This window comes from Deltaproteobacteria bacterium (assembly GCA_020848905.1).
Taxonomy (GTDB): domain Bacteria; phylum Myxococcota_A; class Polyangia.
This window is the reverse complement of sequence record JADLHG010000018.1, coordinates 209,552-234,061: the sequence shown is the minus strand read 5'-3', so window position 1 is coordinate 234,061 and position 24,510 is coordinate 209,552. Positions and strand designations below refer to the sequence as shown.

Genomic DNA, 24,510 nt, shown 5'->3' with positions numbered 1-24,510 from the left:
CCTCAGCGCGTGGCGGCCTTCATCTCGGCGACGAACGCCTCGAGAGCGGCGACCAGCGCCGAGAGGTCGTTCGCGTGCCGCTCCACGAGCTGCACCACGGCAGACCCGCTGATGGCCCCCGCGGCCCCGGAGGCGATCGCCGCGCGCACGTGCTCCGGACGCGAGATACCGAAGCCGAGCAGGCAGGGGGGCGCTCCGTAAGCGGCCAGCCGTCGGAGCAACGCGCCGTGGTCGGCCTGGAGCTGCTCGTCCGCTCCGGTGACCCCCGCGCGCGTGACCACGTAGGTGTACCCCGAGCTGAGGCGCGCGATCTGCTGCAGGCGGGCCTCGCTCGCCGTCTGCGTGGCGATCAGCACCGGATGGAGCGCGTGCTTGCGGGCGGCCGCCACGAAGGGCTCGGCCTCGATCGTCGGCACGTCCGCGACGAGCACCGAGTCGACGCCGGCCGCGGCGGCCTGGGCGTAGAAGGTGTCTCGCCCGCGCGCCTCGAGGAGGTTGGCGTAGACGAGCAGCCCGATGGGCACCTCCGGATACTCGGCGCGGAGCGCAGAGAGCAGACCCCACGCGTGGCGCGAGCGGGTCCCCGCGGCCAGGGCCCGCACGTCGGCGGCCTGGATCGTCGGCCCGTCGGCCACCGGGTCGGAGAAGGGGAGCCCGAGCTCGAGCGCGTCGGCCCCGCCGCGGACCAGCGCGCGCAGCACCTCCAGGCTGTCCCCGGGACTCGGGTCACCGAGCACCACGAAGGGGACGAAGGCACCCTCGTGCTTCTCGCGCAGGCGATTGAAGAGTTCTCGATAACGAGCGGTCACGTCTTCCTCCCTGCCGCCGCGCCGCGCAGGCGCGCCACCTCTTCGAGGTCCTTGTCTCCGCGGCCCGAGAGGTTCACGAGCATCAGGCGCGGCCCGGAATCGCCCTCGGCCTGCCGGATGGCCCAGGCCAGCGCGTGCGCGGACTCGAGCGCGGGAAGGATCCCCTCCTCGCGCGTCAGCCGCTCGAAGGCGGCGAGCGCCTCGTCGTCGGTGATCCCCTCGTAGCGCGCGCGCCCGGTCTGCATCAGGTACGCGTGCTCGGGCCCCACCCCCGGGTAGTCGAGCCCCGCCGAGACCGAGTGCGTCTCCATGATCTGCCCCTCGTCGTCCTCGAGGACATAGGTGCGCGCCCCGTGCAGGATCCCGGGCCGACCAGCCCCTAGCGTGAGGCCGTGCTGGCCGCTCGCCAGCCCCCGCCCGGCGGCCTCCACGCCCACGAGCTCCACCTCGGCGTCGGGGATGAAGTCGGTGAAGAGGCCCATCGCGTTCGAGCCGCCCCCGACGCAGGCCACCACGACCTCCGGCAGCCGCCCCTCGGCGGCGAGCACCTGCGCGCGCGCCTCGCGCCCGATCACGCGCTGGAACTCGCGCACCATCAGCGGATAGGGGTGCGGCCCGGCGACGGTCCCCAGCACGTAGTGCGTCGACTCGAAGCTCGCGGCCCAGTCCCTGAGCGCCTCGTTGATCGCGTCCTTCAGGCTGCAGCTCCCGCTCGCCACGGGCACCAGCTCCGCGCCGAGCAGGCGCATCCGCTGCACGTTGGGGCGCTGCCGCTCGACGTCCTTCGCCCCCATGTAGATGCGGGTCTGCAGGCCGAGCAGCGCCCCGATCATGGCCGTGGCCACCCCGTGCTGCCCCGCCCCCGTCTCGGCGATGAGGCGCCGCTTGCCGAGGCGCCGCGCGAGCAAGCCCTGCGCAAGCACCTGGTTGGTCTTGTGCGCCCCGCCGTGCAAGAGGTCCTCACGCTTGAGCAGGATGCGCGTCCGCGTCCCGCGGCAGAGGTTGCGGCAGGCGTAGAGCGGCGTCGGACGCCCGGCGTAGTCGCGGAGCAGCCCCTCGAGCTCGGTCTGAAAGGCCGGATCGGCCTGCGCGGCCAGGAAGCCGGCCTCGAGCTCCTCGAGCGGAGGCACGAGGATCTCGGGCACGAATACACCCCCGAAGGGGCCGAATCGACCGTCCTGCTTCATCGTCGCCCCTCACTGCCCCGTCGCAGCGCCGCGAAGAACGCGGCCAGCCGGGCTTCATCCTTCTCGCCGGGGGCCGCCTCGACCCCCGAGCTCACGTCGAGCGCCCAGGTCCGGAGCGCGTCGGCTCGCGCGGCGTTCTCCGGGCGCAGGCCGCCGGCCAGGATCACCTCGCCCCGCGCCGGCCAGCGCTCGAGTGGGCCCCAGTCGAACGAGGCGCCGGTCCCCCCGCGCCGTTCCGCGCGGTGCGCATCCAGCAGCACGCGATCCACGTCGGCCCGGAGCAAGGGGGGCAGCGCCCCGACCACCCGCTCGGCCTTCCAGAGCTGACAGCCCGCCGGCAACCGCTCGCGCAGCTCCGCCACGCTCTCCGCGCTCTCTTCGCCGTGGAGCTGCACCGCCGCGAGCCCGAGCTCGTGCGCCAGCTCCGCGACCTCGGGCTCCGGCTGGTTGACGAAGACTCCCACCCAGCCGAGCGGCGCCGCCCGGGTCAGCTCCCGCGCCCGCTCGACGCCCACCCGCCGCGGCGACTCGGTCGCGAAGACCAGCCCCCCGAAGGTGGCCCCGCTTCGCCACGCCGCGAGCGCATCCTCGGGGCGCGTCAGGCCGCATACCTTCACCCGACCGTACGCGAGCTCCCGCGCCGCGCGCCCGAGGTCCGGGCGCCGCATGAGCGCGCTCCCCACCAGGAACCCGTCCACGAGCGGGCGCAGGCGACGCAGGTCCCCGCGCCCTTCGATCCCCGACTCGCTGATCAGGCGCGTGCTCTTCGGTACGCGCGGCGCGAGCTCCTCGGTGGTGCGAAGGTCGATGGCGAGGGTCTTGAGGTTCCGGTTGTTGATCCCGAGGAGCGCCGGCTGAAAAACGAGCGCACGTTCTAGTTCCTCCCGGTCGTGAACCTCGACCAGGGCCGTCATGCGCAGCTCCCGACAGACGGCGAGGCAGCGCTCGAGCCCCGGCTGATCGAGCACGCTCAGCATGAGCAGGATCGCGTCCGCGCCGTGGTGCCGCGCCTCGTAGATCTGGTAGGGGTCGATCACGAAGTCCTTGCAGAGCACGGGACAGGCGACCGTCTCGCGCACGCGCCGCAGGTCCTCGAAGCTTCCGCCGAAGAAGGGCTCGTCGGTCAGCACGGAGATCCCGCTCGCCACCGCCGCCAGCTCGCGACCGAGCTGCGCCACGTCGGGGACCTCGCGCAGCGCCCCCGCCGACGGCGAGGCGCGCTTGCACTCCAGGATCAGGCCGAGCTCCGCCGCCTCCAGCGCCCCGAGCAGGTCGCGGTCGCTCGGCCGGAGCGCGCCCCGGAAGGTCTCGAGGGGCCGCGCCCCCATGCGCGCCGCCACACTCTGCCGCTTGGCCTCGAGAATGCGATCAAGCGCCATGCGAACGCTCCGCCCAGCGCGCCAGGCGCCCCTCGGCTCCCCCGGCGCGCAGGACCTCGAGCGCCTGCGCCGTCCCCTCGCGCAGGTCCGCCGCGCGCCCGCTGACCCAGAGGAGCGCCCCCGCGTTGATGGCCACGATCTCGGCGTGCGCCGCCTCGCCGCGCCCCCCGAGCAGGTCGCGCAGCCAGCGGGCGTTCTCCTCGGCGCCCCCGCCGCGCAGCGCCTCGAGCGGCCGGCGCTGCAGCCCGGCTTGCTCGGGACGCAGGACCAGCTCCTCGAGGCTCCCCTCGCGCCAGAGCGCGGCCACCGTCGGGCCGTGGAGCGCGATCTCGTCCAGGCCGCAGCCGTTCACCACCAGCGCGCGCTCGCAGCCGAGCAACCCCAGCGTGCGCGCGAGAGGAGCGCAGAGCGTCGCATCGTAGACTCCCACGACCTGCCACGCCGGCCGGGCGGGGTTCGACAGGGGACCGAGGAGGTTGAAGAGCGTCCGCACGCCGAGAGCCCGCCGCACCGGCATCGCGTGCCGCACGCCAGCGTGGTACTGCGGCGCGAAGAGAAAGCAGATGCCGAGCTCGTCGAGGCACCGCCGCGAGACCTCGGGGGGCGCGTCGATCTTCACCCCCGAGGCCTCGAGCACGTCCGCCGACCCGCAGCGCGACGAGATGGAGCGGTTCCCGTGCTTCGCCACGGGCACGCCGGCCTCGGCCACCACGAGCGCCACCGCGGTAGAGATGTTCACCGTGGCCGCCCCGTCTCCGCCGGTGCCGCAGGAGTCCGAGACCTTGAGGCTCCCCACGTCGAGCGCCAGGGCCGCATCGCGCAGCGCCTGAGCGGCTCCCGCGATCTCCTCCGGGGTCTCGCCCTTGGCCTTGAAGCCGATGAGGAGCGCCGCGAGCTCGACCTCGCTCACCTCCCCGCGCAGCACGCGCGAGAAGAGCTCGAGGGCGGCCTCCCGCGAGAGGCTCTGGCCACGACAGAGCGTCTCGAGCGTCTCCCGCGTGGTCATCGCGCCACCTCGGCGGCGGTGGCCCAGGCGACGAGACGATCCATGAGCGGACCGCCGAGCGGCGTCAGGATCGATTCGGGGTGGAACTGCACGCCGGCCATCGGATGGTGGCTGTGCTCGACGGCCATCACGATCTCGCCGTGGCGCGCGGTGACCTCGAGGACCGGCGGCACGCGGGTCGCCGCCAGCGAATGGTAGCGGCCGACGCGCAGCGGGGACGGGAGCCCGCTGAAGAGGCCCCGCCCCGAGTGCTCCACCAGCGAGGCCTTCCCGTGCACGACCTCACCGGCGAAGGCCACGACGCCGCCGAAGGCCTCCACGAGCGCCTGGTGGCCCAGGCAAACGCCGAAGAGAGGCACCCGCCCTTCGGCCAGGCGCGCCAGCTCGAGACAGCACCCCGCCTCGGCGGGGGTACCGGGCCCCGGGGAGAGCACGAGGAGCCGCGGAGGGGGCTGCGCGAGGAGGTGCTCGAGGGCGCGGAGCGCCGGCACGTCGTTGCGGAAGACGATGACCTCGGCCTGACGCCGCCGCAGCTCCTCGACCAGGTTGTAGGAGAAGGAGTCGAAGTTGTCGATCAGCAGGACGCTGAGCGGCCCGGCCTCCTCTGCCCCCTCGGCCTGCAAGCTCCGTTGATCCACGGTCGGTCGCCTGGTCACTCTCGCCGACGCACTCATGGCTCGCTCCCGTCGTGGGTCTGCCGCAGAGCCTCGAGCACCGCCTCGGCCTTGCGCCGCGTCTCGGCCGCCTCGGCCGCGGGCTCCGAGTCGTAGACCACTCCCGCGCCCGCCCGCACGTGACCGAGCCCGTGCTGCACCACCGCCGAGCGGATCACGATCGCTGTATCGAAGGCCCCGTCCTGCGCCAGGTAGCCGACCGCACCGCCGTACGGCCCTCGCGCGGTGGCCTCGTGCAGGCGGAGCAGCTCCGCGGCCTTCAGCTTCGGCGCCCCCACCAGCGTCCCCATGTTCATGGTGGCCGCGTACGCGTGGAGGGCGTCGAGCTCCGGCCGCAGCTCGCCCTCGACGTGCGAGACGAGGTGCATGACGTGCGAATAGCGGTCCACGCCGAGGAGGCGCGAGACGGCGCGCGTCCCCGGCACGCTCACGCGCGCCACGTCGTTGCGCGCCAGGTCCACCAGCATGAGGTGCTCGGCGAGCTCCTTCTCGTCGAGCCGCAGGTCGGCCTCCAGGCGGCTGTCCAGGTCCCGGTCGATGCGACCGTCCGCGCTCTTGCCGCGAGGCCGGGTGCCGGCGATCGGGCGAATCTCCACCCGCGGCGGCCGTCCCTCCACCTTGAGCGCCGTCTCCGGAGAGGCGCCGAATAGGACGCCGCGCGTGCCGTGCACGAAGAACATGTACGGGCTCGGGTTGAGCCGCCGCAGCACGCGATACGCGGCGAGGGCGTCCCGACAGGGGAGCGAGAAGGTGCGCGAGGGGACGATCTGGAACACGTCGCCGGCCACGATGTGCTGCTTGAGGGTCTGCACGAGGGTCCCGTACCCGGCGTCGTCGAGGTCCACCGTCGGCACCGACGGCGTCTTCCCGCGCGAATCCTGCCCCTCGTCGACCGCGCCGGCCCCGCCGACCGCCCCCGCCGAGCGCTGCAGCGCCTCGCCGAGGCGCACCATGGCGGAGGTCGCGTCGTGGTAGACCCCCTCGGCGTGCTCGCCCCCGAAGACCTGCAGGACCACCGTCGCCGAACCCTGCCGGTGATTGAGCCAGACCACCTGGTCCGCCAGGCAGAGCTCGAACTCCGGCCAGCCCAGCGGGTCGGCCGCAGGCGGGGGCAGCGTCTCGTACTGGCCGAGCAGGTCGTAGGAGAAGACCCCGGCGGCGAGCGGCAGGAGCGTTCGCTCGCTCGCGCGAGGGCGCAACGAGAGCACCATGCCCCTGAGGACATCCATGGGCGAGGGGGCGTGGAGGCGCGCCTCCTCGTCGCCGGCGACCGGCGCCTCGTAACGCACGACGAAGGTGCTGCCGTCGTCCTTCACGAGGACGTCCCGGCCGAGCGACCGCGCGATCCAGGGGAGCAAGCTCCGCCCGTTGGCGTTGAGGGAGGTGATCTCGACCTCGCGACCGGTGCACCGCGCGCGAAGGGCGCTCCGCACGACGAGGAGGCTCTTCTCCCCCGCCTGCGTGGAGGTCTCGGCCGACTCGAGCAGCAGCGTGTTCGGCCACCGCCCCCCCTCGGCGAGCTCGGAGAAGAGCGTCACCGGATCGGGACAGTGGGCGTACGTGCGCGACAGCGCCAGGGTCTCACCGGCGGCGAGGGACCGAGGGCTCACAGGGTCTTTCCGGCCGCTTCGACGAAGGGCTGCAGGGCCCGCATCAGCGCGCTGAACTGGTCGGGGTAGAGGGACTGCTGCCCGTCGGAGAGCGCGTGGGCCGGGTCGCGGTGCACCTCGACCATCACGCCGTCGGCGCCGCAGGCCACCGCCGCCCGCGCCATCGGCGCCACGAGCTCCCGGATCCCCGTCCCGTGCGACGGGTCCACGATCACCGGCAGGTGCGAGCGTTGCTTGATGAAGGGGATGGCGTTCAGGTCGAGCGTGTTGCGGGTCGCCGTCTCGAAGGTCTTGATCCCGCGCTCGCACAGAATGACGTGCGGGTTCCCCGTGCTCACCACGTACTCGGCCGCCATCAGGAGATCCTCGATCGTCGCCGCCATCCCGCGCTTCAAGATGATCGGCTTTTTGCAGTCCCCGAGGGCCTTCAGGAGCCGGAAGTTCTGCATGTTCCGCGCCCCGACCTGGAGCACGTCGGCGTGCTCGGCCACCGCCTCGACGTCCGCCACCTCCACGACCTCCGTCACCGTGGGCAGCCCCGTGCTGCGCCCCACCGCGGCGAGGATCTTCAGCCCCTCGAGGCCGAGCCCCTGGAAGCTGTACGGGCTGCTTCGGGGCTTGAAGGCGCCCCCGCGCAGCGCGTGCGCGCCGTGCTCCTTCACGCGACGCGCCGTCTCCTCGAGCTGCTCGAGGCTCTCCACGGCGCACGGTCCGGCGATCACGGTGAAGCGCCCGCCCCCCACGCTCCCGTTCCCGAGCGGGATCAGCGTGTCGTGCGGGTGCATCTCCCGACTCACCATCTTGTAGGGCGCCAGGATCGGCTTGACGCTCTCCACCTGCGGGTAGCCTTCCAGGTGGAGCGCCCCGAGCACGCGCTCGTCACCGATGGCGCCGAGCACGGTGCGCTCGATCCCCGGCATGCACAGCGGCTTGCACCCCTTCTCCTCGATGTGGGCGAGGATCTCGTCCGCCTCCGCCTGCGTCGCGCCCCTCTTCAACACGATGATCATGTGCCGTCCTCTTCCTCCCCTCGGGGTTTCTCGTATGGACCCGCGACGACGCTCGCCACGGCCGCCCATAGAGTGTCGGTCTCTCTCGCCGGCAAGCCAAGCTCTCCCGCGACCTCCCGACGGAGGTTCGCCAGCGCTCCGTCCGCCGTCGCGCTCCCGCCGAGCTCGCGCCGCACGGCCGCGTAGGCCGCCACCGCGCGCAGGACCTCGGCCTCCCGGAAAGCGAGCTCAGCTACTAATTGCGCCTCGTCCGTCGCCGCCTCGCGCAGGGCCTGCTGCCGGAGGAAGGCGTCGCAGAGGACCAGGGCCAGCATGGCCTCGGCCACGGGCACCAGCCGCGGACAGATGCAGGGGTCGTGGCGCCCCGTGACCCGCAGCGTGACGGGGCGACCCTCGGTGTCGATGGTCGCCTGCGGCACGCGGATCGACGAGGTGGGCTTCACCGCGAGGCGCGCCACGATGGGGGCCCCGCTCGAGATGCCGCCCAGCAGGCCGCCGTGGTGGTTCGAGGCGAAGCCGCCGGGGAGAAGCGCGTCGTTCGCCTCGGAGCCCCGGAGGGAGGCCAGGGCGAAGCCGTCGCCGAGCTCCACGCCCTTGACCGCGCCGATGGAGAGCAGGGCGGCGCCGATTTGCGAACTAAGTTTCTGGAATACCGGATCGCCTAGGCCGGCGGGCACCCCGTGCGCCACGACCTCTACCACCCCCCCGAGCGAGTCCCCGGCCTTTTGCGCCTCCTGGATCGCCGCCGCCATCCGCTCGGCCGCCTCCGGGTCCGCACAGCGCACCGGGTTCTGCTCGATCGCCGCCGCGTCGAAGCGCGCCGCCCGCACCGGACCTACCTGCAGCACGTGCCCGAGGATGGTGATCCCCTCGCGTTCGAGGAGCTGGCGCGCCACCGCCCCCGCCGCGACACGCGCCACCGTCTCCCGCCCCGAGGTACGCCCGCCGCCGCGCCAGTCGCGGATACCGAACTTCCGCTGCCAGGTCAGGTCGGCGTGCCCCGGTCGAAAGAGGTCCTTCATCCGATCGTAGTCCTGCGAACGCTGATCGGTATTGCGGACCAGCAACGCGAGCGGCGCGCCGGTCGTCTTCCCCTCGAAGAGCCCGGAGAGGACCTCGACGCGGTCTCCCTCCTTGCGCGGCGTGGTGAGGGAGTTCGAGCCCGGCCTTCGTCGGTCCAGCTCGCGCTGGATCCCCTCCACGTCCACGGAGATGCCCGGGCGCAGCCCGTCGATCACGACCCCGAGCGCCGGGCCGTGGCTCTCGCCGAAGGTGGTGATGCGGAAGTTGTCGCCGAGGGTGTTGGAGCTCATGGGTTCCTAGGTGCGCCGGAGCAGGGCCGCCGCGGCCTGCGCCACCTCGGCGGCGGACTGTCGCGAGGTGTCCATGGTCCAGGTCGCCACCTCGCGGTAGAGCGGCTCCCGCTGCGCGAGCACCTCGGCCAGCTCGAGGTGGATGGGCAGGCCCGTCAAGCTCGGCCGGTCCGTATGGCGAACCCGCGCGGCCAGCACGGCCACGGGCGCCGTCAGCCAGAGCGTGGCGCGCCGTTTCAGCCGCCCCCGCACCTCGTCGTGCAGCACGGCCCCACCTCCCGTGGCGAGGATCAGCCCCGGCTGGTCCAGGAGCTCGAGGAGCACCGTGCGCTCGAGCTGCCGGAAGCCGGCCTCCCCCTGCTCGCGGAAGAGCTCGGGGATGGTGCGTCCGGCGCGCCGTTCGAGCTCGGCGTCCGCGTCGAGCCACGGGGCGCCGAGGAGCTCGCCGAGGAGGCGCGCGACGGTGCTCTTGCCCACGCCGCGCATCCCGACCACCACGAGCCCGGGTGAAACGAGCGCCGCGGTCATGCGCCAGCCCCCTGCCCCGTCGAGGGGTCGAAGCGCGCGAGCTCCTCCCAGAAGAGCGGGAAGGACTTGCTCACACACCCCGGGTCGAGCACGCGGAGGCCGGGGACGCGCCGCGCCCACAGCCCGAAGGTCATCGCCATGCGGTGGTCCTCGTGGGGATCGAGCTCGATCGGACCCGGCCGGGGCGCCTCGAGCGGTCGGACGGTCAGCCCGTCGGGCCGCTCCTCGACGCCGGCCCCGATGCGGCGCAGCCCCTCGGCGAGGACCGCAATGCGGTCGCACTCCTTGACCCGCGTGTGCCCCGCTCCGACGATCTCCGTCGCATCCGCCGCGAAGGGGCAGAGCGCCACGAGGGGGGCGAGGAGGTCGGGGGTGTCGGTCAGGTCGAAGCGATGCACGCGGGGCCGCCGAAGCTCCTCGATCATCCCGGCGAACGCGGCGTCCCCCTGGAGCGAGGCCTCGGGGGGGAGGAGCCCCGGGACCTCGACCGGGCGCCCCAGGAGCTCGCCCGCGGCGAGGAGAAAGGCCGCCCCCGACCAGTCCGGCTCCACGCCGAGCGCCGGCGCCAGCGCGTCGGCCCGGTAGCTCCCCGGCTCCACGCGCACCGTCCGCGCGTCGAGCCAGGCCAGCTTCGCCCCCGCTCGCTCCATCAGGGCCCCGGTCATGGTGAGGTAGCTGCGCGAGACGACCGCGCCCGCGAGCCGCAGAGTGAGCGGCGCGGGGAGGCGCGGCGCCACGAGGAGCAGCCCGCTCGCGAACTGGCTGGAGAGGGCCGCCTCCACCGTCACCTCGGCGGGGGGCGGGGCGCGACGCTCGAGCCGCAGCGGCGGAAAGCCGGGCTGGCCGAGGTAACGGACCTCCACGCCGAGCGCGTGCAGTGCGTCTCCGAGAGGACCGATCGGCCGCTCGCGCATGCGCGCGTTGCCGTCGAGGACCAGCGGCCCGTCGAGGATCAGGGAGAGCGCGGCCGAGAAGCGCATGGTGGTGCCGGCGTTGCCGCACGCGTGCGCTTCCTCGCTCCCGCGCAGCGGACCGGGAGTAACGCGCACGCGCGTGCCTTCCCACCGCACGCCGACCCCGAGCCGCACGAGCACCTCGGTGAGGTGCCGCGAGTCGTCGCAGACCAGCGCCCCCTCCACGGTGACGGGCCCGTCTGCCAGCGCCGCGACGACGAGCGCCCGCTGGGTCAGGCTCTTGCTCCCGGGAGCAGTGAGGATCGTGGGCTTCATGGCAAGAGCGACCTGAGCTCCTCGGCGTCCACCGGCTCGCCGGTGATGAAGGACATCTGGGTCGCGCCCTGGTGGAGCCACATCTCCTCGGGACGCAGGAGCCGCGCCCCTTCGCGCTCGCTCCGCGCCACGAGGGGCGAGGCCCCCGGGCCGATGGCGAGGTCGAAGACCACGCGGGGGAGCGGCGCCTCGGCGGGCCACGCGCCGTCGTCGCGCAGCGGAGTGGCGTTCACGAGCACCTCCGCGCCGAGGCTCGCACGGTCGGCCCACGCGACGAAGCGTCCGCCGGCGAGCGCCACCGCCAGGGCGGCACGGTCGCGCGACCTCGCGCTCACCACCACCTCGAGACCGAGCTCCCGGCAGGCCAGCGCCGCCGCGCGCGCGGCACCTCCCGCGCCCTGGACGAGCGCCACGCACCCCGGCCGCTCGCCGAGGGCCGCACCGCGGAGCGCCCGACCGAGCGGCACCGCGACCCCCTCCACGTCGGTGTTGGTGGCCCGCGTCTCGCTCCCGTCGAAGCGCAGAGTGTTCGCCGCCCCGAGCTCGCGCGCCCGCTCGTCGAGAAGGGCCCCGTCGAGGACCGCCGCCTTGTGCGGCATGGTGACGCTCGCACCGAGCGCGCCGAGCCGCCGAAGTAGCGCGAGGCTCTTAGCCGCCTCGGCGCTCGCGACCGGCAGGTAGCTCCAGGCCTTGCCGCGGCGGCGAAAGAGCCGGTTGTAGACCACGGGGCCCGGAGAGTGCGCCACCTGCGCGCCTCCGAGCAGCGCCACGAAGGGCGCACGCGCTCCCTCGGGCAGACCGAGCTCGAGCGCGGCGGCGAGCGAGAGCTGTCCCGGCGCGGTGGCGAGCTCCGCCGCGGCTGCGACGTAGGTCCAGGGAGAACCGAAGGCGGGATAGCGCGCGCGGCTGAGCAGGCCCGCGAGGCCCATCCCGATCACGATCGCCGGTCGGCCGAGCCTCTGCCCCAGCTCGAGCAGCGCGGTCAGCTCCGCCGCGTCGTCGACCCGCGCGGCGAGCTTCACCAGGTCCACGGGCCGGCTGGCCATGCGCTCGAGGCGCCCGAGAAGTTCCGGCGACAGCCCGTCGAAGTCGTGGTGCGAAAGCACGAGCTGCCGCGCGCCCAGGCTCCTGAGGCGCGAGAGCGCGGCGTCGGGAAGCTCCTCCTCCAGGTCCAGGTAGGCCACGCCCGAGGCCGCGGCCCGCGCGAGCAGCGCCAGCCGTTCCTCCTCGGACCCCGCAAACGCGCCCCCCTGACGCGGCGGCCGGCAGCAGACGACGAGGCGGTCGCGCCACGGGGCGAGCCCCTCCTCGAGCCCCTCCCCCGGTCGGTCGAGGGCGTCGAGGCGGACCTCCTGCAGAAACGAGGCGCCGCCGGCCTGCGACGCCACGCGCGCGAGGCGGGCCCCGAGCGCCTCCCAGCTCTTCTCGGCCCCCGTCACGCAGAGCACGCGTCGCTCCAGGCCGCCTCGAAGCGTTCGAGCGGGACGGTCACCGCGAACGCCCCCTCCGAGGGCTCCATCTCTCCGAGCCGTAGCGGGAGCGCGCACCGCACCTCGCCTCCGCGCGTCTTCTTGTCGGCGCCGAAGTACACCCGCGCCTCGGCGAAGGGGACGGGCGGGCGCGTCGGCAGCCCGAGGCGTTCGAGGAGCGCCACGAGGCGGGCCCGCTCGTCCCCGCCAAAGCCGCAGAGCGCCTCGGCCACGCGCGCCTCGACGACCATCCCGGCGGCCACCGCGCGTCCGTGCGGTACGGCGTGCCCCGTGGCGGCCTCGATCGCGTGCCCCGCCGTGTGCCCGAAGTTCAGGATCTGCCGAAGCCCCGCCTCGCGCTCGTCCTGCTCGACCACCTCCGCCTTGATCCGCACGCAGCGGCCGAGGAGCTCCTCGGGGAGCACGAGCCCCCCTTCCCCGCCCCACGCCTCGAGCGACGCGAAGAGCTCGGCGTCCGCCACGACCGCGTGCTTCACCGCCTCGGCCAGGCCGCAGCGAAGCTCCTCCTCGGGGAGCGTGGAGAGCGCCGCGCGCGCGACGAGCACCGCCCGCGGGGGGTGGAAGGCGCCGATCAGGTTCTTGCCGCGCGAGGTGTTGACCCCCGTCTTGCCGCCGACGGCCGCGTCCACCTGGGCCAGGAGCGAGGTCGCGAGGTTCAGGTGGGCCACGCCCCGCAGGTAAGTGGCCGCCACGAAGCCCGCGAGGTCCAGCACCACCCCGCCCCCCACAGCCACCACGCAGGCCCGGCGATCGATTCCGGCCGCCAGCATGGCGTCCTCGAGCTCGGCCTTCATCTCGCGCGTCTTCGACCCTTCGCCGGCGGGGATCCGCAGCGGCAGGAGGCGCTCGACGCGCGAACCGAGCCACGCCTCGAGCGGCCCGAAGAAGAGGGGCGCCGTGTTCTCGTCGCCGACGAGCACCGCCTGGCGCCAGCTCTCGCGCCACACCTCCCCGAGGCCGCTGACAAAGTCCGGCCCGAGGAGCACCGGGTAGGACTCCTGACGAGCCGTTTTCACCTGGGTCAGTAGACGCATCGGAACGGTAAGTCTAACGCAGGAAGGGCCCGGCCGGCCACGTCCAGGTCGGGGCGGTGTCCAGGTCGGGGCGGGGTGTGAGCGCGGACTGTCGGTCAAGGGTTCCGGGGGAAATGGTGGCACTGGCCAGGGAGGGGTGGACGACGTCGAGCAGGCGGGCGTTTGGCCGACGCGCGAGAGGTGGGGGGTTTGTTGGTGGGAGGTGGGGGGGGGGGCGCGAGCGGCGGTGAGCGCACGCGGAGGGCCGGGGTGGATCGGTGCGGCGAAGAGGGGTTTGTGTCTGTTTGTGTGTTCGTGAAATGAGCTCGCTTGATGGCAGACCGGCGCTTTGATGGTATTAGCCGTATTCATGATGGCCCGCAAACGCAAATCCTCCTCGGGTTGTGGCCGGCCTTCGGGCACGCGTGCGCCGGCGGGGTGGGGCGGGAAGCGCGACGGTGCAGGGAGGAAGAAACAGCCGGGGAGCGAACTCCCGCATCGGGCGCGACCGCTTCTGGCGAGCCGCTTTCCGGTGCACGTGACGATGAAGGTCGTGTCAGACCTCCCGAACCTGCGCGTGAAGCCGCAGCTCCGGGTGACGGAAGCACTGCGCGCAGCGCGGCAAGTGGGTGCCCAGGCGTGAGCTCGATCCGTGCTCCTCGGCGCTCTATCTCGTGGACGGCTGGAAGGACCTCGCGCCGGTGCCGCCCTCGGGAGAGCCTACGGTCGGCGAGCCACGAACCTGGCTCCTGCACACGGGCTGGAAGCTTCGCGGGAAGCTGCGTACGGACGACGTTCCAGGACGCTGAGCCTCTCAGAAGGCCGGGACGACCGCCAGCGCCTGCTCGAGGCCGGAGAAGACGCGCGCTCCCGCCGCGGTCAGCGCCTGGGCCTTGAGCGAGTCGGTGGTCACGCCACAGAAGGTGAGCTCGAGCGTCACCCCGTGCGCGGCGAGGAGCTCACCGGCCGCCTGGGCGCTGTGCAGGCCCTTGGCCGAGTCCTCGAAGATCCAGACCCGTGCTCCGTCGAGCGCGCGCCACGCCGCACCGTCGAGCCCGTCGAGCGCGAGGCCGGCGGCGAGGTCGAGCGCGTCCGCTGCGGTGCGACCGGCCGCGAGCTGCAGCGCCGCCAGCGCGTGCACCGGCGAGGGCTTCATCAGCTCGTCGGTGAGCGCCCCGCGCCGCTCGGCCAGCCAGCTCAGCCCCCCGAGCCCCAGGATGGGGAGCTCCGGTACGCCCACGCAGCGCACCCCCGCCTCGGCCTCGGGCGTCCCCCGCGCGCCGCCCGGCCCTCGACACGGGCGGTTGGTGAATACCGCCCCATGCTGCGACGGCCGACCGAGCCAGGCCCGCAGCCGCGCCGCCCCCGCCGGGCTGAGCCCCGGGCGATCGTGCTGTTCGAGGTAGCTCGCCGTGCCGAGCGCGGGCTTGCGCCCGTAGGTCCGTTCGAACTCCGCGCTGCCCAGCGCGAGCTCCTGAAAGACCCGATGCGTGACCGACCCGTCGAAGTCGCGCGCGCGTCGCAGAAGGTCGCCGACCACGCGGCGCTTCTCCTGCTCCAGGCGGCGGTGGGTCAGAAGCGCCGCCTCGGCCCGCTCGGGGGCGCTCGTCCACCTCTCCTGGCCGTCACGCGCGAGGCGCTGCATGAAGGCCACGAAATCGGGGACGGGGAGCCCGTGCGCCTCCGCCGCGGCCCCCGGCAGCTCCTCGGGCAGAGAGCGCGGCAGCTCCGCCTCCCAGGCCTGGACCAGCATCAGCGCCGTGCAGATGGCCGACGACTCCCACTCGCTCGAGACGCCGGCCGCCTCGAAAGCCGCGATCTCCTCGGGGGTGAGGCTCACCTCGGGGTAGCCGAGCGCCTGCCCCGCCAGCCGCACCGTCTCCGCGAGAGCCCGGTGGTAGCCCTCCGGGGCCACGAGCACGCCGTCCATGTCGAAGAGCAGGATCTTCATCGGCGGCGACGGAGCTCTTCCTCGAGGTCGGCGAGCGTGAGGTCCCGCGACACGAGCAGCACTGCGACGTGATAGAAGAGGTCCGCGAGCTCCTCGACGAGCCGGGCGTCCCCCTGCCCCTTCGCGGCCAGGATCACCTCCACGGCCTCCTCCCCGATCTTCTTCAGCACCTCGTCCTCTCCGGCCGCGAAGAGTCGCGCCGTGTAGGACTCGGGCGTCGGGTTGACCTTGCGCTGTCGGATGACCTCGAAGAGTTCGCTCAGCATGCTCTACTCCAGTTCCCGGAAAAAGCAGCTCCGGGCCCCCGTATGGCACGCGGGTCCCGCCGGCCGCACCTTGAGCAACAGGGTGTCCCCGTCGCAGTCCACGCGAATCTCGACCACCTCGAGCACGTTCCCCGAGGTCTCCCCCTTCTGCCAGAGGGCCTGACGGCTGCGGCTGAAGAAGGTCGCGCGCCCGCTCTCGCGCGTTCGCCGCAGCGCCTCGGCGTTCATCCAGGCCACCATCAACACCTCGCCGGTCACCGCGTCCTGCGCCACCGCGGGGAGCAGCCCCCGTTCGTCGAAGGTGAGGTCTTTCATCAGGCCCCCGGGGGTCGAACGGGTACGCCCCGGTCCGCGAGGTGGCGCTTCACCTCGGCGACCCCGAGCTTCCGGTCGTGAAAGAGCGACGCCGCCAGCGCCGCGTCGGCCTTCCCCTCGGTGAACACCTCGGCAAAGTGCTCGAGCCGCCCCGCGCCCCCGCTCGCGATGACCTGCACCGCCACGGACTCGGCCACCGCGCGCGTGAGCGGCAGGTCGAACCCCGCGAGCGTGCCGTCCGCGTCCATGCTGGTGAGCAGGATCTCGCCGGCCCCGAGCGCGACGCCGCGGCGCGCCCACTCGAGCGCGTCGAGCCCGGTCGGCGTCCGTCCGCCGTCGAGGTAGACCTCCCAGCCCCCCCCCGCGCACCCCTTCGCGTCGATGGCCAACACGATGCACTGGCTGCCGAAGCGACTCGCCCCCTCGGAGAGGAGCTCGGGGCGTCTGACCGCCGCCGAGTTCACGCTCACGCGGTCGGCCCCGGCGAGGAGCAGGCGGCGCATGTCCTCCACGGTCCGGATCCCGCCCCCCACCGTGAGCGGCAGAAAGACGCAGTCGGCCACAGCGCGCACCACCTCGGCCGTGGTGTCGCGCGCCTCGGGGGTGGCGGAGATATCGAGGAAGACCAGCTCGTCGGCCCCCTCGCGGTCGTAGAGCCGCGCCTGCTCGACCGGGTCGCCGGCGTCGCGCAAGTTGACGAAGTTGACCCCCTTGACCACACGGCCGTCCTTCACGTCCAGGCAGGGGATGATCCGACGCGCGAGAGACATGCTCAACGCCCCTCCCCGACGGCCGCGAGCGCCTCCTCGAGGCCGAAGCGGCCGTCGTAGAGCGCGCGCCCGACGATCACTCCCGGCAACCCGGCCGCGCGCACCCGCCGCAGATCCTCGAGAGAGCCCACGCCTCCGGAGGCGATGACCTCGAGCCCGGTGGCCGAGGCCAGCGCCGCGCAGGCGGGCACGTCCACGCCGGTGCCGAGCCCGTCGCGGCTGATCTCGGTATAGATCACCGTCCTCAGCCCATCCTCGCCGAAGCCACGCGCGAGCTCGTCCGGTGCGACCCCGGCCCCGTCGCGCCACCCCCGGGTCCGCACGAGCCCGTCCCGCGCGTCGAGGCCCACCGCCACGCGCACGCTGCCGAAGCGCGCGAGGGCTTCGCGCACGAGCTCGGGCTTTTCGACCGCCGCCGTGCCGAGCACCACGCGCGCCACGCCCAGCGCGAGCGCCTCCTCGACCGCCGCGAGCGAGCGCAAGCCCCCGCCGAGCTGCACCGACGCGCCCTCCCCCGTCGCCCGCTCCAGGATCGCGCGCACGGCCTGCCGGTTCCCCGCGTCCGCCTCGTCGAAGGCGCCGTCCAGGTTCACCACGTGGAGCCAGCGCGACCCCGCCGCGAGCCAGGCCTCGGCCACGGCCGCGGGGTCGTCACCATAGGTCGTCTGGCGCGCGGGGTCCCCCTCCGCCAGGCGCACCACCTTGCCGCGACGCAGGTCGATCGCGGGATAGACCACGCAGGCCTTCATCCGCGGCGCTCCACGAAGTTGCGCAGGATGGCCAGGCCCACCCGCTGGCTCTTCTCGGGATGGAACTGCACGCCGAAGAGCCAGCCGTCCCGCGCGACGATCGAGGCGTACCTCCGTCCGTAGTCCGTCTCCGCGGCCGTGTCGGCGGGCGCCGCGTCGCAGAAGAAGCCGTGGTTGAAGTAGGCGTAGGCCCCGTCGTCCAGGCCCTCGAGCAACGGGGCGTCGCCCTGCGTGCGCCAGAGCTGGTTCCAGCCGGTGTGGGGCACCTTCAGCGCGCCGGCGTCGAAGCGCCGCACGCGACCCGGCAAGAGTCCGAGCCCCTCGTGCCGCCCGTGCTCCTCGCTCTCCTCGAAGAGCACCTGCATGCCGACGCAGATGCCGAGCAGCGGCGTCCGGCGGCGCGCCACCTCGACGAGCGTCGCGATGAGGCCGCGCTCCGCGAGGCCCCGCATCCCGTCGCCGAAGGCGCCGACCCCGGGGAGGACGACCTTCTCGGCCTCGAGCACCACCTCGGCCCGGTCGGTGAGGCGCACCTCCGTCCCGATCGCCTCGAAGGCCTTCTGCACGGAGCGCAGGTTTCCCGCGCCGTAGTCGATGAGGGCGATCATTGGGCCGGGTTCTATTCTACAGCGTCCCCTTGGTGCTCGGCACGCGCCCCGCGCGACGGGGGTCTTCGGCCACGGCCGCCGAGAGCGCCCGGCCGAGGGCCTTGAAGAGCGCCTCGGCCTGGTGGTGGTCGTCCTGGCCGTAGAGCACCTTGGCGTGGACGTTCGCCCGCGCCGCGACCGAAAGGGACTGAAAGACGTGTCCGACGAGCGTGGTCTGCAGCCCGCCGATCGTCGGCGTCTGGAAGTAGGCCTCGAAGACGCAGAAGGGCCGGCCCGAGAGGTCCACCGTCACCTGCGCGAGGGTCTCGTCCATCGGCACCACGGCGTGCCCGATGCGCGCGATCCCCGCGCGGTCCCCGAGGACCTGATCCAGCGCCTGGCCGAGCGCGAGCGCGCAGTCCTCGACGGTGTGATGGGGATCCACGTGCAGGTCCCCCTTCGCCCGCAGCCGGAGGTCGAAGAGACCGTGGAGCGCGACGTGCCCGAGCATGTGGTCGAAAAAGCCGATCCCCGTGCTCACCTCGTGCTCGCCCCGGCCGTCGAGCGAGAGCTCGACGCGGATCTCCGTCTCCTTCGTTTTTCGCTCCACGATGGTCTGGCGCATCGGCTCACTCCAGGGCCGCGAGGGCGGCGAGCAGGGCGTCGGTGTGCTCGGGCTTGCCGACGCTCACGCGAACGTGGTCGGTGAGGCCCGCCGTGTCGAAGTAGCGCACGAGCACGCCCCGAGCGGCCAGGCCTTCCTTGAGCGCCCGCGCCTCCCTCCCGACGACGCGGCAGAGGATGAAGTTGGACTGAGACGGGTACGGCGAGAGGAACGGCACGGCCGCGAGGCCCGAAAAGAGCCGCGCCCTCTCGGCCACGAGCCGCTCCCCCACCGCGTGGAGCTTCTCGGCGTGACGGAGCGAGACGATGGCCGCCGTGCTCGCTGCGACCGAGACGTTGTACGGCTGCTTGATCTTCCAGAGGTGCGGGACGAGCCCCGAGGGGAAACCGCCGTAGCCGACCCGCAGGCCGGCGAGCCCCGCCCACTTGCTGAAGGTGCGCAGCACGATGAGGTTCGAGCGCTGTGCGACCTCGGTCAGGCGGCTCGTCCCCGGCGGGGCGAACTCGACGTACGCCTCGTCGAGGAGCACGACCACCGGGAGCGCGAGCACGCGCTCCAGTGCCTCGCGCGGAAGCTGGCTGCCGTCGGGGTTATTCGGCGAGGCGAGGCAGAGGAGCTTCGGCCGCTCCGCCCGCACCACCCGCTCGAGCTCGTCCAGGTCGAGCGAGAAATCCGCGCGCCGCCGGACGTTCACCACCCGCGCCCGGTGCAGCCCCGCGTCGAAGGCGTACATGCCGAAGGTCGGCGGGCACGAGACCACGGCGTCCCCGGGCTCGAGGAAGAGCAGCATCACGAGGTCGATGAGCTCGTCGGCCCCCGCCCCGGCGAGGAGGTTTCCGACGGGCAGCCCGGTGTGCGTGGCCAGCGCCTCGCGGAGCTCGGTGCTCTCGGGGTCCGGGTAGATGTGCGCGAAGGGGAGCGCGGCGAGGGCCAGCCGCACCTCGGCGAGCGGACCGTAGGGGTTCTCGTTCGCGTCCAGCTTGACGATCGCCTCGGGGGCGCGGCCGAGCCGTCGGGAGAGCACCTCGAAGGGCAGGATCGGCTGGTACGCGGAGAGCCCCCGCACGTCCCGCCGGATGAGCGACTCCGCGTCGATCACGAGGCGCCCCGGCGCAGCGCCGCGGCGTTCGCGTGCCCCGTGAGCCCCTCGGCCCGCGCGAGCGCCTCGGCGGGGACCGAGACGCGTGCCGCCGTCGGCCCATCCAGCGCCACGATGCTGGTGATCTTCACGAAGTCGAGCACGTTCAGCGGCGAGGCGAAGCGCGCCGTCCCCCCCGTGGGCATCACGTGGCTCGGCCCGGCCACGTAGTCCCCGAGCACCTCGCACGAGTGCTCGCCGATGAAGAGTCCCCCCGCGTTGTGGATCTGGTGGCTCCAGAAGTCCGCGTCGGCGACGGAGAGGCAGAGGTGCTCGGGGGCGTAGGCGTCCGCCAGCGCGGCCGCCTGCACCAGGTCGTGGGTCACCACGATCCCGCCGTGGCTGGCCAGCGACTCGCGCGCGATCTCGGCGCGCGCGAGGGTCGGGAGCTGACGCTCCACCTCGGCCTGCACGGCCCGGGCGAGCTGCGCCTCGGGGGTGAGCAGGATGGCCGAGGCCAGCATGTCGTGCTCCGCCTGGGCCAGTAGGTCCGCCGCCGCCCAGTCGGCGCGCGCCGTCGCATCCGCGACGATCATCGTCTCCGTCGGCCCCGCGAGCCCGTCGATCCCGACGAGCCCGTAGACCTTCTGCTTGGCCAGCGTCACGAAGAGGTTTCCGGCCCCGACGATCTTGTCCACGGGGGCGAGGCCCTCGCAGCCGAAGGCCAGCGCCGCGATGGCCTGAGCGCCGCCGATCTGCACCACCTCGCGCAGCCCGCAGAGCCTCGCCGCGGCGAGGATAGAGAGCGCGGGGCGTGGCGGCGTGCAGACCACCACCTCGGAGACCCCCGCCACCTGCGCGGGGATGACCGACATGAGCAGCGACGAGGGGAGAGGGGCGGACCCGCCGGGGACGTAGACCCCCACGCGGCGGATCGGCGTCATGCGCTGCCCCACGTTCCCGCCGAGCGCGTCGGTGCTCCACGAGCTCCAGGGCTGGCGGTGGTGAAAGAGGCGCACCCGCTCGGCGGCCTCCTCGAGCGCGCGCGCGAGCGCCGGGTCGAGCGATTGCCAAGCGGCTTCCAGCGCCTCGTGCGGCACCTTCAAGGTATCCAGGTCCACACGGTCGAGCCGGGTGGTCCAGCGCTTCACGGCAGCCGCGCCGTCGGCGTGGACCTCGGTGAGAATGCGCTGCACCGCCTGGTCGGGGGTCAGCGCCTCGCCGAAGCGGGCACGGATCCCCTCCAGCAGGGCCTCCGAGTAGATCTGCGCCCCGGACCACTGGCGGCGCAGGATGCTCCGCCGCGCGTGCTCGACGTCGAAGATCTTGATCAACGACATGGGTTCACCCTTCCCGGCTCGCAGTCTCGTCGCGCCCGAGCGCCTCCACCATCGCCCGGCACGCCTCCGGCTCCTCCTCGAAGATGTACGTCACGGGGGCCACCACCACGCCGCTGCCCCCGATCGCCCGGAGCTCGGAGATCGCCTGCCCCAGCCGATCTTTGCGCACCACGATGTGCACGGCGAACCAGTCGCTCCGCGCGGGGTGCACGATGGGAGAGACGGTCGGGCCCTGGAGCCCCCCGATCACCTTCTGCGTGGCCATGCGGGCGGCGATCGCCTCGGGCGAGGCCCCACGCATGTTGGCGAAGATGGCCACGTTCGCCGCGGCGCGCAGATGCGCGTCGATGAACTCGATGAGCTGTCGGGCCAGGGCCAGCACCTCGGGTCGCCGCTTCAGGCTCTGCCGGTGGGCGATGAGGCAGGCCTCGGAGTCCACGATCAGGCCGTCCTCGAGCGCCTTGAGGCGGTTGTCGCGCATCGTGGTCCCGCTCGAGACCAGGTCGCAGATCAGGTCCGCGTACCCGATGGTGGGCGCGACCTCGAGCGTCCCCTCGGGCTGGATCAGGCGCGGCTCGCCGAGGCCGTGCTGCGCGAAAAAGGCGCGCGTCAGCTCGGGGAACTTCGTGGCCACCCGCAAGGGCGCCCCCTGCGACGCGGCCACCGCGGCCAGGTCCCGCATGCAGCGGACCTCCGTCCAGGCCTCGGGCACGATGGCGAGGAGCCGGCAGTGGCCGAAACCGAGGCTGGGGATCAGCCGGAGCACGGCCCCGTCGGCCCCGCCGCGCTCGGCGACCGCGTCCCAGCCGGTGAGCCCGAGGTCCACGCTGCCGTCGCGCACGCTGACGGCGATGTCCCCGGCCCGCTGGAAGAGGACCGAGAGCCCCGGCAGCGCGGGGATCGTGGCCTGTAGCTGTCGCGGATTGGGCTTGTCCACTCGCAAGCCGGCCTGCGAGAGAAAGGCCAGCGCCTCCTCGGCCAGGCGCCCCTTGCTCGGCAGGGCCAGCCGGATATCCGTTCGGTTCGTGCTCATGCGCTCCTCGCGGCCGGCGGAGGGGCCGCGGACCGCTCCGATTGATAACACGGCCCGCCGAAGGGGGCGAGACGCCCACACCGGGGTTAACTTTGCCGCAGCCCCGCCGATGGATCCGGCTGGATGCGTGTCCTTTCCTATCAACTGGGCGCCGAGCTCGCCGAGGAGCTCGCCCCCCTCTGCCGAAGCCGTGGATACCGTCTCGAAGCCGTCGCCAGCCCGGAGGCCGTGGTCGCCGCGCTCCGGGGACGCGACGGGCCGACCGTGCTCCTACTGAACGAGTGGGACGAGGGCGCAGACTACCCCACCCTGATCCAGACCCTGAAGAGCCTGCCGGAGGGAAGCCGCCTAACCGTCGTCGCTCTCCTCGCCTCCGACGACCCGTCCGCGCTCGAACCACGCGCGAGAGCGGCGCTCTGCGACGCGATCTTTCCGCCCCACCGCGCGGCACGGGTGCTCTTCCGGCTGGACCTCGCCGAGCAGCGCCTCTCGGCAGCGCGCCGCGAGGCCGGTCTCGTGGACCTCGTCAAGCTGGTGGCGCAGGTCGCCGAGCGGTCGAGCTCCCTCGACGAGGCGGCCCGGGACTGCCTCGCGCGCGTCGGCCCCATCGTCGGCTGGCCCGTGGGACACCTCTACATGGCCTCGGAGGCAGGCCTCCTCGTCTCCACCCACCACTGGTACCTGCCCGAGGAGGCGCGCTTCGCCGAGTTCCGCCAGCTCACCGAGGCCACCCCCTTTCCCCCGGGGACGGGACTGCCGGGGCGGGTGCTCGAATCCGGCCAGCCGGTGCTCACCATCTGCCTCGAGGAGGAGGCGTGGTTCGTGCGCCGGGACGCCGCTCGGTCGGTCGGCCTCCGCAGCGCCGCGGCGTTCCCCATCTCGTCCCACGAGCGGACGGTCGGCGTGCTGGAGTTCTTCCATCCGGAGCGCCTCGAGATGAACCCCGGCCTGCGGGAGGCTCTGGTGGAGGTGGGCAAGCAGCTCGGCCGCGTCGTCGAGCGGGACCGCGCCGAGTCCCGCCTCGCGCGCAGCGAGGCCCGGCTCCGCGCCCTGCTGAGCGCCGTCCCGGACATGATCTTCCGCCTGAAGGCCGACGGGACGGTGGTCGACTTCAGCTCCTCCGCTGGCCTCGAGCCTCTCGTGCCCCCCGAGGAGTTCCTCGGCCAGCGCGTGAGTGACGTGCTTCCCCCCGAGGTGGCGGTCCGCGTCACGGAGGCGATTCGCCGGGCCATCTCCCGGAGGGAGTCCCAAACTCTGGAGTACCGGCTCGCCACACACGGCAAGACGCGGTACTACGAGGCCCGCCTGGTGGCCACGAGCCCCGACGAGGTGGTGGCCATCGTGCGCGACGTGAGCGAGCTGAAGCGGATGCACGCCCAGCTCTTCCTGGCCGACCGCCTGGCCTCGGTGGGAACCCTGGCGGCCGGCGTGGCGCACGAGATCAACAACCCCCTCTCCTACGTGATCTGGAACCTCGGCTACCTGGCCGAGTCGCTGACCGAGCTCGCGCAGTGGCTTCCGGCCGAACGCCAGAAGGAGCTCGACGAGGCCCTGGGAGAGGCGCGCCAGGGAGCGGAACGCATGCGGCAGATCGTGCGGGACCTGCGCACCTTCTCGCGCCCCGACGATCAGAAGGACGGTCCCGTGGACCTCCATCGTCTGCTCGAGTCGACGGTGAACATGGCGCACAACGAGCTCCGCCACCGCGCGCAGGTCACGAAGGACTTCGGCGCGGTGCCCGCCGTGCTCGGCAACGAGTCGCGCCTCGGCCAGGTCTTTCTGAACTTGCTCGTGAACGCCGCGCAGGCCATCCCGGAGGGGGCGGCCGACCATAACGAGGTGCGCATCCGCACCTTCACCGACGCCACCGGACACGCCGTGGTCGAGATCACCGACACGGGCAGCGGCATCGCCCCGGAGCTGGTCGGCCAGCTCTTCGACCCCTTCTTCACCACCAAGCCCGTAGGGGTCGGCACCGGGCTCGGCCTCTCCATCTGCCACGGCATCGTGACCAGCCTCGGGGGCGAGATCCAGGTCGAGAGCGAGCTCGGCCGCGGGAGCACCTTCCGCGTCGTGCTCCCGCGCGGACGACCCGTGGCAGTCCCTCCGTCGATGGGCGCGGAGGCCCCGACCCCGAGCAAGCGAGGCCGCGTGATGGTCGTGGACGACGAACCGCTCGTCGGGACGGCGATTCGCCGCTCGCTGAGCGCCGAGCACGACGTGGTGGTCCTGACCCGGGCCCGCGAGGCCCTGGACCGCATCCTCTCCGGCGAGCTCTACGACCTCATCATCTGCGACCTCATGATGCCGGAGATGACCGGCATGGACCTGCACGCCGCCCTGGCCGACCGCGCGCCGGGGACGCTCGAGAAGGTGGTGTACCTGACCGGCGGCGCCTTCACCTCGCGCGGGCGCGACTTCCTCGACCAGGTCCCCAACCTGCGCCTCGACAAGCCGCTGAACCCGAAGGAGCTGCGCGCCCTGGTGCGCGAACGCCTGGGAGAGTGACGAACCTGAAGGGACCCGCCGCGGCCCCCAGCGGCCGAGC

At 73.1% G+C, this 24,510-nt stretch carries 24 protein-coding genes; 2 read left to right on the top strand and 22 right to left on the bottom strand.

The annotated features are described in order from the left end of the window. Nucleotides 1–2 precede the first annotated feature (2 nt). From trpA to aroB, 12 genes are read right to left on the bottom strand one after another with little or no spacing between them, the layout of a single operon-like run. Nucleotides 3–809, bottom strand: coding sequence for a tryptophan synthase subunit alpha (gene trpA, locus IT371_09035; protein MCC6747788.1), 807 nt, complete (start codon nucleotides 807–809; stop codon nucleotides 3–5). Further along, nucleotides 806–1,996, bottom strand: a complete 1,191-nt coding sequence (gene trpB / locus IT371_09030) for a tryptophan synthase subunit beta (protein ID MCC6747787.1) — start codon at nucleotides 1,994–1,996, stop codon at nucleotides 806–808. The genes trpA and trpB overlap by 4 nt, the downstream gene beginning before the upstream one ends. Continuing rightward, a complete protein-coding gene (gene trpCF, locus IT371_09025) occupies nucleotides 1,993–3,375 on the bottom strand; it encodes a bifunctional indole-3-glycerol-phosphate synthase TrpC/phosphoribosylanthranilate isomerase TrpF (protein ID MCC6747786.1) in 1,383 nt (460 codons plus the stop codon). The genes trpB and trpCF overlap by 4 nt, the downstream gene beginning before the upstream one ends. Then, the gene (gene trpD / locus IT371_09020) at nucleotides 3,365–4,381 is read right to left on the bottom strand and encodes an anthranilate phosphoribosyltransferase (GenBank protein MCC6747785.1); all 1,017 of its coding nucleotides are present in this window, start codon (nucleotides 4,379–4,381) and stop codon (nucleotides 3,365–3,367) included. The genes trpCF and trpD overlap by 11 nt, the downstream gene beginning before the upstream one ends. Continuing rightward, nucleotides 4,378–5,055 (bottom strand): aminodeoxychorismate/anthranilate synthase component II, encoded by a 678-nt coding sequence (locus tag IT371_09015; protein MCC6747784.1) that lies wholly within the window; start codon nucleotides 5,053–5,055, stop codon nucleotides 4,378–4,380. Before IT371_09015 ends, trpD begins: the two co-directional genes overlap by 4 nt. Further along, the gene (locus IT371_09010) at nucleotides 5,052–6,665 is read right to left on the bottom strand and encodes an anthranilate synthase component 1 (protein ID MCC6747783.1); all 1,614 of its coding nucleotides are present in this window, start codon (nucleotides 6,663–6,665) and stop codon (nucleotides 5,052–5,054) included. Before IT371_09010 ends, IT371_09015 begins: the two co-directional genes overlap by 4 nt. Next, on the bottom strand, nucleotides 6,662–7,675 hold the full coding sequence (aroF, locus tag IT371_09005) for a 3-deoxy-7-phosphoheptulonate synthase (GenBank protein MCC6747782.1): 1,014 nt from the start codon (nucleotides 7,673–7,675) through the stop codon (nucleotides 6,662–6,664). Before aroF ends, IT371_09010 begins: the two co-directional genes overlap by 4 nt. Continuing rightward, nucleotides 7,672–8,988 carry a chorismate synthase gene (aroC, locus tag IT371_09000; protein ID MCC6747781.1) on the bottom strand — a complete coding sequence of 439 codons (1,317 nt, stop codon included), beginning with the start codon at nucleotides 8,986–8,988 and terminating at the stop codon, nucleotides 7,672–7,674. The genes aroF and aroC overlap by 4 nt, the downstream gene beginning before the upstream one ends. Nucleotides 8,989–8,994: 6 nt before the next feature. Then, nucleotides 8,995–9,516: a shikimate kinase gene (locus IT371_08995; protein ID MCC6747780.1), complete on the bottom strand. Its 522-nt coding sequence runs from the start codon at nucleotides 9,514–9,516 to the stop codon at nucleotides 8,995–8,997. Then, nucleotides 9,513–10,745, bottom strand: coding sequence for a 3-phosphoshikimate 1-carboxyvinyltransferase (gene aroA / locus IT371_08990; GenBank protein ID MCC6747779.1), 1,233 nt, complete (start codon nucleotides 10,743–10,745; stop codon nucleotides 9,513–9,515). Before aroA ends, IT371_08995 begins: the two co-directional genes overlap by 4 nt. After that, on the bottom strand, nucleotides 10,742–12,193 hold the full coding sequence (locus tag IT371_08985; GenBank protein ID MCC6747778.1) for a type I 3-dehydroquinate dehydratase: 1,452 nt from the start codon (nucleotides 12,191–12,193) through the stop codon (nucleotides 10,742–10,744). Before IT371_08985 ends, aroA begins: the two co-directional genes overlap by 4 nt. Then, nucleotides 12,181–13,251 (bottom strand): 3-dehydroquinate synthase, encoded by a 1,071-nt coding sequence (gene aroB, locus IT371_08980; protein MCC6747777.1) that lies wholly within the window; start codon nucleotides 13,249–13,251, stop codon nucleotides 12,181–12,183. The genes IT371_08985 and aroB overlap by 13 nt, the downstream gene beginning before the upstream one ends. 626 nt (nucleotides 13,252–13,877) lie before the next feature. Between aroB and IT371_08975 the strand changes: the two genes are divergently transcribed. Next, nucleotides 13,878–14,057 carry a hypothetical protein gene (locus tag IT371_08975; protein ID MCC6747776.1) on the top strand — a complete coding sequence of 60 codons (180 nt, stop codon included), beginning with the start codon at nucleotides 13,878–13,880 and terminating at the stop codon, nucleotides 14,055–14,057. 5 nt (nucleotides 14,058–14,062) lie between these two features. Here IT371_08975 and IT371_08970 read toward each other — a convergent pair whose 3' ends face one another. From IT371_08970 to hisG, 10 genes are read right to left on the bottom strand one after another with little or no spacing between them, the layout of a single operon-like run. Beyond that, a complete protein-coding gene (locus IT371_08970; GenBank protein MCC6747775.1) occupies nucleotides 14,063–15,199 on the bottom strand; it encodes a hypothetical protein in 1,137 nt (378 codons plus the stop codon). Continuing rightward, on the bottom strand, nucleotides 15,196–15,465 hold the full coding sequence (gene hisE, locus IT371_08965) for a phosphoribosyl-ATP diphosphatase (GenBank protein ID MCC6747774.1): 270 nt from the start codon (nucleotides 15,463–15,465) through the stop codon (nucleotides 15,196–15,198). Before hisE ends, IT371_08970 begins: the two co-directional genes overlap by 4 nt. Nucleotides 15,466–15,468: 3 nt before the next feature. Further along, nucleotides 15,469–15,780 (bottom strand): phosphoribosyl-AMP cyclohydrolase, encoded by a 312-nt coding sequence (hisI, locus tag IT371_08960; GenBank protein MCC6747773.1) that lies wholly within the window; start codon nucleotides 15,778–15,780, stop codon nucleotides 15,469–15,471. Beyond that, complete coding sequence (gene hisF / locus IT371_08955) at nucleotides 15,780–16,550, bottom strand: imidazole glycerol phosphate synthase subunit HisF (protein ID MCC6747772.1); 771 nt, start codon at nucleotides 16,548–16,550, stop codon at nucleotides 15,780–15,782. Before hisF ends, hisI begins: the two co-directional genes overlap by 1 nt. Before the next feature lie 2 nt (nucleotides 16,551–16,552). Then, nucleotides 16,553–17,299: a 1-(5-phosphoribosyl)-5-[(5-phosphoribosylamino)methylideneamino]imidazole-4-carboxamide isomerase gene (hisA, locus tag IT371_08950; protein ID MCC6747771.1), complete on the bottom strand. Its 747-nt coding sequence runs from the start codon at nucleotides 17,297–17,299 to the stop codon at nucleotides 16,553–16,555. Continuing rightward, nucleotides 17,296–17,907, bottom strand: a complete 612-nt coding sequence (hisH, locus tag IT371_08945) for an imidazole glycerol phosphate synthase subunit HisH (GenBank protein ID MCC6747770.1) — start codon at nucleotides 17,905–17,907, stop codon at nucleotides 17,296–17,298. The genes hisA and hisH overlap by 4 nt, the downstream gene beginning before the upstream one ends. A 16-nt stretch (nucleotides 17,908–17,923) precedes the next feature. Further along, nucleotides 17,924–18,511 (bottom strand): imidazoleglycerol-phosphate dehydratase HisB, encoded by a 588-nt coding sequence (gene hisB, locus IT371_08940; GenBank protein ID MCC6747769.1) that lies wholly within the window; start codon nucleotides 18,509–18,511, stop codon nucleotides 17,924–17,926. 4 nt (nucleotides 18,512–18,515) lie between these two features. After that, a complete protein-coding gene (gene hisC / locus IT371_08935; GenBank protein ID MCC6747768.1) occupies nucleotides 18,516–19,610 on the bottom strand; it encodes a histidinol-phosphate transaminase in 1,095 nt (364 codons plus the stop codon). Continuing rightward, nucleotides 19,607–20,929 (bottom strand): histidinol dehydrogenase, encoded by a 1,323-nt coding sequence (gene hisD, locus IT371_08930; GenBank protein MCC6747767.1) that lies wholly within the window; start codon nucleotides 20,927–20,929, stop codon nucleotides 19,607–19,609. The genes hisC and hisD overlap by 4 nt, the downstream gene beginning before the upstream one ends. A gap of 4 nt (nucleotides 20,930–20,933) precedes the next feature. Then, complete coding sequence (gene hisG / locus IT371_08925; GenBank protein MCC6747766.1) at nucleotides 20,934–21,962, bottom strand: ATP phosphoribosyltransferase; 1,029 nt, start codon at nucleotides 21,960–21,962, stop codon at nucleotides 20,934–20,936. A gap of 123 nt (nucleotides 21,963–22,085) precedes the next feature. On the opposite strand from hisG, the gene IT371_08920 reads away from it, so the two are divergent. After that, nucleotides 22,086–24,470 carry a GAF domain-containing protein gene (locus IT371_08920; GenBank protein MCC6747765.1) on the top strand — a complete coding sequence of 795 codons (2,385 nt, stop codon included), beginning with the start codon at nucleotides 22,086–22,088 and terminating at the stop codon, nucleotides 24,468–24,470. Nucleotides 24,471–24,510 lie beyond the last annotated feature (40 nt).

Excerpts from the sequence above, each read along its gene's own strand:
- trpCF (MCC6747786.1), bottom strand. The coding sequence starts at position 3,375 with ATGGCGCTTGATCGCATTCTCGAGGCCAAGCGGCAGAGTGTGGCGGCG.
- IT371_09015 (MCC6747784.1), bottom strand. The coding sequence starts at position 5,055 with ATGAGTGCGTCGGCGAGAGTGACCAGGCGACCGACCGTGGATCAACGG.
- hisA (MCC6747771.1), bottom strand. The coding sequence starts at position 17,299 with ATGAAGGCCTGCGTGGTCTATCCCGCGATCGACCTGCGTCGCGGCAAG.
- hisF (MCC6747772.1), bottom strand. The coding sequence starts at position 16,550 with ATGTCTCTCGCGCGTCGGATCATCCCCTGCCTGGACGTGAAGGACGGC.
- aroC (MCC6747781.1), bottom strand. The coding sequence starts at position 8,988 with ATGAGCTCCAACACCCTCGGCGACAACTTCCGCATCACCACCTTCGGC.
- trpB (MCC6747787.1), bottom strand. The coding sequence starts at position 1,996 with ATGAAGCAGGACGGTCGATTCGGCCCCTTCGGGGGTGTATTCGTGCCC.
- aroA (MCC6747779.1), bottom strand. The coding sequence starts at position 10,745 with ATGAAGCCCACGATCCTCACTGCTCCCGGGAGCAAGAGCCTGACCCAG.
- hisD (MCC6747767.1), bottom strand. The coding sequence starts at position 20,929 with ATGTCGTTGATCAAGATCTTCGACGTCGAGCACGCGCGGCGGAGCATC.
- IT371_08995 (MCC6747780.1), bottom strand. The coding sequence starts at position 9,516 with ATGACCGCGGCGCTCGTTTCACCCGGGCTCGTGGTGGTCGGGATGCGC.
- hisE (MCC6747774.1), bottom strand. The coding sequence starts at position 15,465 with ATGCTGAGCGAACTCTTCGAGGTCATCCGACAGCGCAAGGTCAACCCG.
- hisG (MCC6747766.1), bottom strand. The coding sequence starts at position 21,962 with ATGAGCACGAACCGAACGGATATCCGGCTGGCCCTGCCGAGCAAGGGG.
- aroF (MCC6747782.1), bottom strand. The coding sequence starts at position 7,675 with ATGATCATCGTGTTGAAGAGGGGCGCGACGCAGGCGGAGGCGGACGAG.
- hisI (MCC6747773.1), bottom strand. The coding sequence starts at position 15,780 with ATGAAAGACCTCACCTTCGACGAACGGGGGCTGCTCCCCGCGGTGGCG.
- IT371_08970 (MCC6747775.1), bottom strand. The coding sequence starts at position 15,199 with ATGAAGATCCTGCTCTTCGACATGGACGGCGTGCTCGTGGCCCCGGAG.
- hisH (MCC6747770.1), bottom strand. The coding sequence starts at position 17,907 with ATGATCGCCCTCATCGACTACGGCGCGGGAAACCTGCGCTCCGTGCAG.
- IT371_08920 (MCC6747765.1), top strand. The coding sequence starts at position 22,086 with ATGCGTGTCCTTTCCTATCAACTGGGCGCCGAGCTCGCCGAGGAGCTC.
- hisB (MCC6747769.1), bottom strand. The coding sequence starts at position 18,511 with ATGCGCCAGACCATCGTGGAGCGAAAAACGAAGGAGACGGAGATCCGC.
- trpD (MCC6747785.1), bottom strand. The coding sequence starts at position 4,381 with ATGACCACGCGGGAGACGCTCGAGACGCTCTGTCGTGGCCAGAGCCTC.